An 11,707-nucleotide genomic window follows, 5' to 3' on the forward strand; every position below is an offset into this window, starting at 1 on the left:
ATCTGAAGCAGATTAGCAGTCGAAACTGATTTTTTATACAGTTGCCTTAAAGGAATTACTCGCTTTTGAATATACTTTACTTCTATATAAAGAAGTAAAGCATACTACCTTTTCAGTCCCTGATCACGCTTCACAATCTTATCGCTCACTTGCTGACCGCTCAGGGTCACCATCGGCATGCCGCCGCCTGGATTGACTGTGCCTCCGACAAAATAAAGGTTGTCGTAGAGTTCGCTTTGTTTTTTGTGTTTAAAGCCGCCGTTTTTGCTTTTATCGGAAACTGTGCCGTAAATCGCTCCTCGGTCCGAACCGTAGACACGTTCAATATCATGCGGCGTCCAGACGTCGCGTGTCACGATATTTTCGCGCAAACCTTCCAAGCCCATGCGCTCAAGCTTATCAAGTACGCGCTCTTCAAACTGCCGGTATTCCTCTGGTGTAAATGGCTTGTCTTGTATATAAGGAATATGCGGCAGGATTTTAATGTTTTCATGTCCAGGCGGGGCCTGCGTCGGATCGGTTTTGTTGACGTTGACCAAGTAAATGGTCGGGTCGTCCGGCAGCTCGTGTTTTTCAAATACTTTTTCCATCTGTTCATGCAGGTTTTCTGAAAAGAAGAAGTTGTGGTGATTCAACAACGGATAAGTTTTCTTCACGCCAAGGTGCAGCACGAGTCCTGAACTTGACGGTTCGTACTTCTTCACCAGCTTCTCTACAAACTTCTCGTCCGCATCCACCATTTTCTTATAGAATGGAATAACTTCCATGTTTGAAACATAATAATCAGCGTTCTTGAACGAACCGTCTTCCAGTTCGATGCCCGCAACCTGCTTATCTTGATTGGTATGAGCCCGAACCACACCCGTGCCGGTATGGATCTGAACGCCTTCTTCTCTCGCAAGCCTCTCTAATCCTTCCGCAAGCTTATGGGTTCCGCCTTTTACGTACCAACAGCCTTGCGCATGCTGCATGTAAATCATCATGTTTAGAACCGCTGGCGCGCTGTAAGGAGAAGAGCCGACGTATTTGACGTAATAGGACAGCATATCGCGCAGATGCGGATTGCTGATGCGCTTGGAAATTGCACTGTACATCGTCGAGGTCAAGTCAAACCCGATCAAGGTCGCAAGGATGCCATTTTGCGCAACCGCCTCTTTCGGCGACTCAAAGCCTTCTTTCAAATAGCTGCGTTCTGTCGTTTCGTAAATCCGCTTGGCGTATTTCAGCAACGAATAATACTCTTTGATATCCCCGTGGGACAATGCCGGATTTGCCCGCTCCATCTTGTGGAGGTCATGATACAAATCCAGCATCGTGCCGTCCGGAAAGAATGAGCGCCATTCCAGATCAAGCCGCTTGAGAGATACATAATCAGCCATGCGCTTGCCGCTTCCCTCGAACAATTTGTTGAAAATATGCGGCATTGTTAAAATAGAGGGGCCCAGGTCGAAACCAAAGCCGTCCTGCTCCAGGCGGTTCACTTTTCCGCCAATGTGTTCATTTTTCTCATATAAAGAAACCGCGTAACCTTTTTGAGCAAGAGAAATAGCCGCGGATAAACCTCCGAGGCCTCCACCAATTACGATTACGGATTTATTGACGTTCACCATATATGTACCGCCCTTCTTTTCCAAAGTAGTTTCATCTTATTATTCTTGCTTTAAAGGAAAATGTTCCTGTCCATCTTTTCAAAATATCTACCATTGAACTTTCTTCAAAACATGGCCATACTCCTCTATATTCCCTTCATCTGATTTTAAAAAACCCTCTTTATATAGTATTTGTATACTTTATGTACATACTCTCTCTAATTTTCGTCAACAGAAAAACACCTGCCATTCCGCATCGGGAATGGCAGGTGCATAAGTCTCTTATTAAGTTAACAAATCATTCATATTCTTTGAATCGTTGGCAGTGCTTGGTTAAAATCCAGGTCGGTAAGCTGTGAGCGGAATATCTTCGTAAGCTTCCGGGTCTATTTGTTCGACCGAACCATCTGCTACACTTTCAATGATTCCAGACAGGCCTCGCTCAACCGATTTGACCAACTGGCCTTTTTCTTTTTGTCCCAAGCTCTGAGTCTGGCCTCTTACTTCAAAAAGGACCGTTCCGCTGCCATTTAAGGCGTAGCTTCCAAGCGCCGTTCCAGGCAGGTCAAGACCTTGTGAATACAGCGAGATATTGGTGAATTTTGAGTTGCCGTAGGACTGAAGTTCATTGTAAGCCGCCAAGTTCAATTGTCTAGAGAAATCATAATCGTAGTTATCGGCGTATTCAGCGTACTTCGCTCCTTCAGGCGTAGATGGGTCCGGCACGAACTGGGCCGATAAAGACAGCGTTACCGGATCCGCTGTGCCATCGACATAATAAAGTCCCTGGTGATGCAAGTCGATGAATACGTCCACTTTACCGAATTCATTTTGCAGGGATTTATAGACATCGCGGGACGTCTGGGCTTCTGGTGTGATGAACCAGCCTGGCTGATTCGATGCTCCTGGGAAGTCTTCAGCTTGCGGCACATAATTAAGATCAGGATTAAAATCGCGGTTTACATCGAATCCGGGATTGGCGCCGTAATCATAATTTTGGCTAATGCCGCGGTCCAGATAATTCCAAGAAGGAGCTGCCCCTGCTAATTGCGGGAAGTTTTCAAGCGTCTCACTCCAAGTCAGGCTATTGCGGCGTTTATCCGCCTCTGAAGCATCCGGATTCATCATCGGCATGAAGACGAGAGTCACTTCTTCCCGAATTTTTTGTGATTGCTTCGAGTTATTGGACAAGGTCTTCAATAAATTGAGAATCGCTACGGTGCCGGTTTTTTCGTTCCCGTGGATTTCACTTTGAACCAGAAGAACCTTATCCCCAGTACCGACTCTCGCGGTATAGATGTCCAACCCCTCATGAGACTGCCCGGCCACATCCACTTGAACTGTCCCTTTGCTGTTAGCCGCAATCTGCTTTAAGCTTTTCTGCAACTCCTGATAGTCGATAAATCCGGATATGCTGTTATCATGATGATGTTCCGCCGGCTTTGTCTCGTTTTCAACCGCATAAACCGGCATTGCCAATGCTGTACACAAACTTAACACCCCAACTGTACTCGCCCATCTTCTTTTCAAACATACTCACTCCCTCTGAATTTATTTGCAGATGATTCTATTTTAAAAAGCATTTCTTTACTCAAAAAACAGCATAGCAATAAAAGAAAAAATAGTAAATATATTTAGAATATTCAATTCTTTAGTATCATATTTTATATATAGCCTTAGAAACCTTTGTATCAATAGACATAGATGCCACTATATACTTCGACCCACTAAATACTTTCGTTCGTAAAATCGCTGCTTCTTGGAATATTAACTTGCGGCAAGCAGCGGTTTGGATGAGATGAATTGGAGAGGCTTTAATTCACCCGATTTTTTTACTGTTTGTTTTCTAGCATCTTGTCATAAATTAGATGCTGAGAAAACCATGTAAGTTCGAACAGCAAACATCCATTCCGCTAATCATTCCATCTTTATTCGTTGATAAGATCATTCAACGCTTGAATAGCCAGTTCCAATGAAGTAATCCTTCTTTCTAAAAGCGTCTTTTGAGGACTGCCTTCTTTTGATTTCGTGTACATAGCTTCGATTGAGGACAGGAGTCCTATCAAAACAAGACGAGCTTCTGCTAAATCTTCCAGGGTATAGGAATGCGTCTTGTCTTCCCAAACGGCTTCCAACACAACCAAGCCCGTTCGAAGAGCATTCAACCGACTGTTTACCAATGTGGTATTAGCGTTTTTTTCGTGCATCTGAATCAAAGCCTTTTCTGTTTTGCGGATGGTTGATTGAAAGGATTCGATTGACTGCAGCTTTACTTGTGCTGATACGTTTTCCATTTGAGACGGACCTCCTTTTTTCAAGGCATCGAAAATCGCAGACTAAAGACAATGAGAACTTGCGAATGAGGATCCTCAATAACTTAGAAAATCCCCCTGCTCAAAAAGCAGGAGGATTCATGGAAGGCGTTTTAAAACAGGAATGTGGTCATCGACCGCCGTTTGCTCTTGGTTGGTGATCGGTTACAGGTAAAATCGTGATGGGGTAAAGGTCATTGGTTTGCCATTAGCCATCAGAGTTGAGTGTACCGAAGTACATAAGAGGTTTCCTTCCATGCCTTGAAGCGGAGTCTCACCGCTCCAAGGATCAGAAATACTTCTCGCTGTCGAAATCCAGGACGATCGAGTAGTTTTTGGTGTTGATGGCATTTGACAGCCGGTTTGCCTGGCGCTCCAACTCCACCGCTTTTACTCGGTATTTCTCCGGATCAAACATTGCCCGTCTGATGATGGGTGTGCCTTCCCCATAGCCAAATTGAATCTCCTCTTTTGAAGCAGCTCCGAACTCTTTGAACTTCCGTGCTTTGGCACGCAATTGCGTGGCCAATTCGATGGCTTCCACAATCGCTAAATTTTCTCCGTTGAAGCTAATTTCATTTTCAAAATTAGCGCGGTACATCAATTTGTCCAACAGCCGGAAATCTTTTCGGATTTCGTCGATCTCTTCTTCGACCTGGTGAAGAGTACGGGCTTGCTTCGGCTTTTTGCTGTCTTTTTCCATTTCCACAAAAGCCACCCGGTCCATCTCTTCTTCCAACTCATGAATGCGTTTTGCCAATACAGATTTCAATTTCACAGCTTCTGCCAGGGAAAGATTCGACATGGTTTGGTCTCCTTCAATTCATAATGGTTCTTATGCTCCTTAGCGTAGCAGACCACCTAGTTTTTTACAATAAACAGCAGAAATAATTTTGATCATTCAGTTATTCCGCCTCTTCTTTCTAACTCCTAACAGCAAGTATTTATACTCTGCTGATTCTTTAGAATGAACTTACAAAATAAGATGAAAAACTTGAAATACGGAGACATCGAATGGCTCGGCTAAACCCTCCACTCGAACTTTCAAGCACATCAAGGCAATTAATTGTTAAAGAGCCTGCCAACCCTTTATACTTTAAGTAGTCTGATAATTCCAACGAAAGAGGAGGATTATTGTGAACAAAACGACAGTCGAAACCTTATTCGTCAATCATTTCATAGATGGCATCCTGGATCCCGGGAAAGAAATGCTGGGACCTGTGAAAGACGGCGGAACGATTATCGCCAATACTGCCCCAGGCTGTTGGGGTCCTATGATTACCCCCAGCATCAAAGGCGGACACGAAGTGACACAGCCGGTTTATGTGGAAGGGGCTGAACCCGGAGATGCCATCGCTATCCGGATTCAATCAATCACTGTAACTTCCCAAGCCACCGCTTCCGGCAACGATAAAATGATTGAAGACCGGGCAGATGGCGACGGCTATGTAGCTGCAAAATGCCCGGAATGCGGCACCAAGAACCCCGAAACCGTCATCAAAGGCATCGGCATGGAAGCCATTCGCTGTGCAAATTGCGGAGCGGACGCGACTCCATTCGTCTTCACCAATGGCTACACCATTTTCTTTGGTGAAAAAGGCGATGTCGGACTGACCTTGCCGCAGGAAGCTTCCGAAACCATCGCTCACGACGGCCGTACGTTCATGAAAACTCCGGAAGCTTCCGTTCAGAATCCGGTGGTGACGTTTGCACCTCATGATCTGGTCGGTACGATGGCCCGCATGCGTCCGTTCCTGGGTCAATTGGGGACGACGCCATCCCGGCCAACACCGGATTCCCATAATGCCGGCGACTTCGGTTCCTTCCTGGTTGGTGCTCCACATGATTTCAAAACAACACAGGAGGAATTGGAGACTCACCGGACAGATGGCCATTTGGACATCAGCCGGGTGCGGGCGGGAGCTGTATTGATTTGTCCGGTGAAAGTTGCCGGCGGCGGTGTTTACCTGGGTGACATGCATGCCATGCAAGGCGATGGTGAAATCGCCGGGCATACGGCAGACGTTTCGGGCATCGCTCATCTCCAGGTCCACGTGCTGAAAGGCTTGAATATCCAAGGGCCAATCTTGCTGCCGAATGTTGAGGACCTGCCGTATACGGCGAAGCCCTTCACGGCAGAAGAAAAACAATCCGCTCAGCAAATCGCCGATACTTGGAACGTCACCAAAATCGAAGAATCCTATCCGGTGTCCTTTATCGGATCTGGTCCGAATTTGAACGACGCAACCGAAAACGGCTTGAAGCGGGCTGCTGACTTCTTCGGCGTGACCGTTCCGGAAATCATGAACCGCTCGACCATCACCGGATCTATTGAAATCGGCCGGCATCCCGGTGTCATCACTGTGACTTTCCTGGCCCCTGAACCGTATCTGCAAAAAACCGATTTGTTCGAACTGGTGAAAACGCAATATGGAAAATGACAACAACCGCCATTCCGTAAAAAGGAATGGCGGTTGTTTTAGTATCGGGCCGCAACATTTCTGCGGTCATTCTCGAACAACGACCGCAAAAGAACAGCAGATCTAATTATCAATTCTGCTTGGCAAAATAATGTCTAGTTGCATATTTGAAAGAATCCATTAAAAAGTTTCGTGCTGCTTTGCTGATGTCGGCTTTCGGATTGATGATGTCAAAACCGTGGTAAGCGCCTTTAAAGATTTTAAAGTCGACAGGAATGCCTGCTGCTCTCAAACGCTCCACATACCGGATCGTTTCATCGCGGAACGGCTCGATATCTCCGACAAACGTGATGGCCGGCGGCAACCCCGAGTAATCTGCTGCACGTCCAGCTGCTGCGTAGATGGGTACGTTCCTTCCAAACAATTTACCGAGATACAGTTTCCAGCCCCACCGGTTCGTATCCGAATTCCAGACATAAGCATTGTTGTCACGCGCGGATTCTGACAGCATCCGGTCATCGAGCATCGGATAAAGCGGCAGTTGAAAAGCTAGGTTGACTTCTCCCTTGTCTCTTGCAAGCAATGCTAATGCAACGGTCAATCCCCCACCGGCACTTTCGCCGCCGACCATCAGCTGATCGTCGCGAATGCCCAATTCCTTTGCCTGGTTTTTTATCCATAACAGGACTTTATAGCAATCATCGAGCGCCGCCGGATAAGGCGAATCAATCGACAGCCGGTAATCCGGTGCGACAATGACACACTCGCTCGTGTCGATCAAGCGCTTGTACATGTCCCCACTCATCTCCGGAACCCCTTGCGCATAGCCTCCGCCGTGAATCCATAACACACCGGGTACAGCGCTAACTGGACCGAGCGCTTTGTAAATCCGCACACGAATTGAGGAACCGTCTCCACGGCTTATCCACTCTTCGCTGCAGTCCAAGCCTTCGACATCTTTTCCTTTAAACCGTTTATCCATCTGTTTCTTCGAGTTGTGCATCGACTGGATAAACGCTTCTTCCGTCGATTTCGTCACCAGCTTATCTATCAGCATTCCTCTGAATCTCAAATGTTTATTGACCATTTTACGCGTTACTTTCAAAACAGAATCTCTCCTTTTCAAACTCTATCTAACTGAACACTCAGTTCCCGATTCTGAGAGCCTGGTCTTTGTTCTGCAGCACTGACAAAATACTGAGTGCGGCAAGAAAGCTCGTTTTCGGATTGCTCGGCATTGGGTTGTTTTCAACTTTCAGCTGCATCTTTCCGAAATTTCCTTCTGCTTCGATGGTATGGGTGTTTTGTTCAATGGCCGGATCGACAATGATGCGTACTGCCGTTTTTTCCATACCGATTCCTGCAAGCGCAAGTGTCATCGCCACATTGATATTCTTCGGGAATTTTTCGACGGCGTCTATAGCCGAACCTTCAAACACCACTTCTTCTTTGTCCGTTTCCATCCCGAGCGATGCTGGTGATTTTCTTGTAGTGATCTGCACTCGCTTCAGTCCGCCTGTTGCTTTCGCCGCTTGCAAAACGTCCAATCCCCCGATTGCACCAGACGGCAGGAAGATGTGCGTGCCTGCATCTTCGGCCAAGGTCTTAATTTCATCCAGGAAATTTGCATCTTTAAACACGCCGATACTGCTGACGACGAGATCTTTGTTGCGGACGACTACATCCTTCAGATAGATGCCTGCTGCTTCGACTGTTGCGGCTTCCACAACGATATCGAGCGGCGTCTCCAAAAACCATTGAAGATCTGTGTAAAAATCGACACCGAACTGTTCACTCAAGCGATGCCCCGCTTCCTCATTCCGTCCAAAAACGGCAGTTATTCTGCCGCTCGCCATGTGGCGGTTATTCACTTGTTCCAATAAATACGTGGCAATATTGCCTGTTCCAATGATTCCGATGTTCATAATGGACCTCCTTACATACTCAGATAGAACATTTTTGACTGGCATATTTATGGCGCCTACATACCTGTACCATACCCTTAATTAGATTATGCTATCTTCACAATTCGGGAAGCTGATCTTTTTTTCATACATCGAGTACGAAATTGATTTTAAATTCCGATGAAGAAATACTGTTGCCAATCAAGCTATACTTTTCAATAAACTAACCATAACCGGTTGCGATCTTTAAAATTCACTCTACTAAAATAACAATAAAAGGATTATATTTAATAGTTAGAGTCGAAATGCCCTCATCAACCGACAGAAAAGGAGAAGACAATGAGTTCAACCAACACAAAACGAAAAACAAATCGAGTCAAGTTAATTTTACGGGCGCTGCCTATTATTATCGGTGCATTTATCACTGCGTACGGCCTTGAAGCCGTCCTGATCCCGAACAATGTATCAGACGGCGGGGTTACCGGAATCAGCATCGTCGGCTCACAATTGACTGGAATGCCGTTGGGCTTGCTGATTGCTGTCCTGAATATTCCATTCGTTTACTTGGGTTATAAACAAATCGGGAAAAGCTTCGCCATCTATTCCACTATCGGCATTGCTTCCCTTGCCTATGCGACAACGCTTATGCATCATATTCCGCCCATCATCGAAGGCGATACTTTATTGGTCACAGTCATTGGCGGAATCATTATCGGTTTTGGAATGGGGCTTGCTTTGCGGAACGGCGGGGCGCTCGATGGAATTGATATGCTGGCCGTGCTGCTTTCCCGTAAACTGCCATTTGGAACAAGTGATATGATTTTATTCCTGAATGTATTTGTCTTTATCATCGTCTCTTTCGTCTTTGGCCTGCAAGGTGCTTTCCTATCCGGAATCGCGTACTTCATCGCGTCCAAAGTGATCCATTTGGTCGAAGAAGGATTCAGCGGCTCCAAAACGTATAAAATCATCTCGCGTGAACCTGAGCTCCTTGTGCAGACCATTCACGACAGGCTCGGCCGCAATGCCACTTACAATCTCGTCAATGGCGCTTATACAAACGAGCAATATAAAGAAATCACCTGCATCATCAACCGGCTCGAAGACAGCAAAATGAAAGAAATCATCTTTGAAATTGACAACAACGCGTTCGTCGCTGTTTACGACGTAGCCGAAGTTCGAGGCGGCAGTTTCAAAAAGCGGGACATCCACTGATTCCGGCATCCTAACAAAATGCGCCGACTTCCCTATCACAAGAGAAGCCGGCGCATTTTTTCAAGTTTAGGAAGTGATTTTTGGGAGTGTGGAATTGAATAGCCTTCAGCACGTTAGTCATTTTTAGGATGACTGTATACCCAACTCCTTTTTTCTGTCACATTTAAGGTTTTGATAAAGGGTTGTGAATTAACCAGCACATGACGCCCATGCTATAATTAACGGAGTTTGGGCATGCAAAAACTTCCCGTCCATTCTTGGAAACAGGATCCCCAAAACCTGCAAAAAAGAAAAGGAGTCGTCCCTGAAGTTATGAAAGATCGAATGATACGAATTATGGAAGGCAACAGAGTCACCAATTTCATCACCATCTTGATCATCATCAATGCCATACTGGTTGGACTTGAGACCTATCCGGAGTTTGCGGAGAAATACCATACCTGGCTTTTGGCCATGGACATCATCGTTCTCGGGTTATTCACCCTGGAAATCATGATCAAGCTTTATCTATACCGCACCAGCTTCTTCCGGAACGGTTGGAACAATTTCGACTTTCTCATTGTGGTCGGCAGCTTGATACTCTATAACTCCCCATACATAAGCGTTCTGCGTATTTTCCGTGTGCTGCGGGTATTGCGCACCATCACCACCATCCCGTCTTTGCGGAGAGTAGTGGCTGCTCTATTCATGGCTATTCCGACCATCACCAGTGTCATTTTGTTGATGTCGATTATCTTTTACGTCTATGCGGTCATCGGTACTTTCTTTTACGCCACGGTTGAACCGGAATTTTTCGGCAATCTTGGTTTGTCGTTTATCACCTTATTCCAAGTCTTTACCTTGGAATCCTGGGCAAGCGGCGTATTCCGCCCCATATTCGAAGTCGTTCCGTGGTCTTGGCTGTATTTCGTTTCCTTTATCGTCATTTCGACTTTCCTCATGATCAACTTGATCGTCGGGGAAATTGTAAATAATGCCCAAAAGATCTCCGAAGAAATCGATGCGGAAACTGCCGGCCTTAAAGATGAACTGTCGGAAATAGACGAACTCAAGAACGAAGTAGCAGAAATGAAAACCATGATCCAGACATTGGTGGATCGGAAATAAGAAGTAGTTTTCTCCTTAAAGATAGCTTCACTAAAAACACCTCCGGAATTGTACACTACGCGTGTACTTAAATCGGAGGTGTTTTGAGTAGATACAACCAACTGGATAAATCATAAGGATGAAAATTGCTCCTAGCTGAATCTATTATTTCTTATTCGTCACCAGAGCATCAATTGAGTAACAAAAAAGGAATTCCATACAGGAATTTTCAATCCCCTAGCGAATACTCCTCTATAGACTGTTTGAACTGGAGGAATGGCGAATCATGAAAATGAAGACAAAGCTCAAATCGAAACTGTCTCGGACGTTTTCCAGCAATTTCACGAATGCCTACCAAAAATTCACCATGAGTCATATGACAGAAAACAACAGCATGCCCAAGGCTTTTTTGCAAAAACCCTTGAATCAGTGCAAAGTGGCACTCGTTTCGACCGCCGGTGTTCACTTGAAATCAGACGAGCCGTTTAATGTGGACAATCCAGCTGGAGATCCTTCGTTTCGAATCATTCCGGGAGACATCTCGGAACAGGAGCTGACCGTTACCCATATCTATTTCGATACCAAGTATGCCAAAACCGATCCATCCATCGTCTTTCCTCTCCAGCAGTTGAGAAAATCCGCGTCGAATGGAAAAATCGGGTCCGTTTCAGGCATCCATATCGGATTGAACGGTGGCATCCTGGATACGACCATAGCTGAAAAAGACTTTATCCCGAAAGTAGTCGAACTGTTTCATAATGAAGGAATTGATGCAGCTTTACTGGTACCTGGCTGAGGATCCTGCCACAATGTGCTTGGGCTGTATGCCCGGGCTTTAGAAGCTTCACAGATTCCAACAGCCATGGTCACTTTGTTTCCGGAAGTCACAGAGAAAGTTGGAGCCCCACGCACACTCCATGTACCCTTTAAAATGGGTCGGCCGTGCGGCGAACCATTCGACTTTGAAACGAGAACAAAAGTGGTGGATCAATTACTTGAACTGTTAACGCTGCCTTCTGGAACCAAACAATTATATCCCGATACGTTATAGAGACAGGAGGTTTAAACAGCAACCATCAACTAAAAAAGGCAGCATCAACAACTTTTTGAGTCGTTAATGCTGCCTTTTCTTTTTTTCAATAGTTGTTGCCGAAAAAGTCATAAGCAGGAAAAAAGATAAT

At 45.6% G+C, this 11,707-nt stretch carries 11 protein-coding genes; 5 read left to right on the top strand and 6 right to left on the bottom strand.

Going from position 1 to position 11,707, the window contains the following annotated elements; translation table 11 throughout:
- Positions 1–104 precede the first annotated feature (104 nt).
- The 4 genes from FQV26_RS13210 to FQV26_RS13225 form a co-directional block, all read right to left on the bottom strand.
- Entirely contained in the window at positions 105–1,610 is a 1,506-nt protein-coding gene (locus FQV26_RS13210) for a phytoene desaturase family protein (RefSeq protein ID WP_146558014.1), read from the bottom strand.
- A gap of 312 nt (positions 1,611–1,922) precedes the next feature.
- A complete protein-coding gene (locus tag FQV26_RS13215) occupies positions 1,923–3,119 on the bottom strand; it encodes a M14 family zinc carboxypeptidase (RefSeq protein WP_261384338.1) in 1,197 nt (398 codons plus the stop codon).
- 398 nt (positions 3,120–3,517) lie between these two features.
- Entirely contained in the window at positions 3,518–3,883 is a 366-nt protein-coding gene (locus FQV26_RS13220) for a hypothetical protein (protein WP_146558015.1), read from the bottom strand.
- Between the two features lie 307 nt (positions 3,884–4,190).
- A complete protein-coding gene (locus tag FQV26_RS13225) occupies positions 4,191–4,706 on the bottom strand; it encodes a hypothetical protein (protein WP_146558016.1) in 516 nt (171 codons plus the stop codon).
- Positions 4,707–5,037: 331 nt separating this feature from the next.
- On the opposite strand from FQV26_RS13225, the gene FQV26_RS13230 reads away from it, so the two are divergent.
- On the top strand, positions 5,038–6,342 hold the full coding sequence (locus FQV26_RS13230) for an acetamidase/formamidase family protein (protein WP_146558017.1): 1,305 nt from the start codon (positions 5,038–5,040) through the stop codon (positions 6,340–6,342).
- A gap of 109 nt (positions 6,343–6,451) precedes the next feature.
- Here FQV26_RS13230 and FQV26_RS13235 read toward each other — a convergent pair whose 3' ends face one another.
- Entirely contained in the window at positions 6,452–7,426 is a 975-nt protein-coding gene (locus FQV26_RS13235; RefSeq protein WP_261384339.1) for an alpha/beta hydrolase, read from the bottom strand.
- Positions 7,427–7,466: 40 nt separating this feature from the next.
- Entirely contained in the window at positions 7,467–8,246 is a 780-nt protein-coding gene (gene nadX, locus FQV26_RS13240; RefSeq protein ID WP_146558018.1) for an aspartate dehydrogenase, read from the bottom strand.
- A gap of 318 nt (positions 8,247–8,564) precedes the next feature.
- On the opposite strand from nadX, the gene FQV26_RS13245 reads away from it, so the two are divergent.
- The 4 genes from FQV26_RS13245 to FQV26_RS13260 all read left to right on the top strand — a co-directional run bounded on the left by FQV26_RS13245 (position 8,565) and on the right by FQV26_RS13260 (position 11,577).
- Positions 8,565–9,440: a YitT family protein gene (locus FQV26_RS13245; protein ID WP_146558019.1), complete on the top strand. Its 876-nt coding sequence runs from the start codon at positions 8,565–8,567 to the stop codon at positions 9,438–9,440.
- 312 nt (positions 9,441–9,752) lie between these two features.
- A complete protein-coding gene (locus FQV26_RS13250; protein WP_146558020.1) occupies positions 9,753–10,547 on the top strand; it encodes an ion transporter in 795 nt (264 codons plus the stop codon).
- A gap of 265 nt (positions 10,548–10,812) precedes the next feature.
- Positions 10,813–11,322 (top strand): glycine/sarcosine/betaine reductase selenoprotein B family protein, encoded by a 510-nt coding sequence (locus FQV26_RS13255; RefSeq protein WP_146558021.1) that lies wholly within the window; start codon positions 10,813–10,815, stop codon positions 11,320–11,322.
- Between the two features lie 15 nt (positions 11,323–11,337).
- The gene (locus FQV26_RS13260) at positions 11,338–11,577 is read left to right on the top strand and encodes a hypothetical protein (protein ID WP_146558022.1); all 240 of its coding nucleotides are present in this window, start codon (positions 11,338–11,340) and stop codon (positions 11,575–11,577) included.
- Positions 11,578–11,707: the final 130 nt, after the last annotated feature.

The sequence above is a fragment of the Planococcus sp. CPCC 101016 genome (assembly GCF_007859295.1).
GTDB lineage: Bacteria > Bacillota > Bacilli > Bacillales_A > Planococcaceae > Planococcus.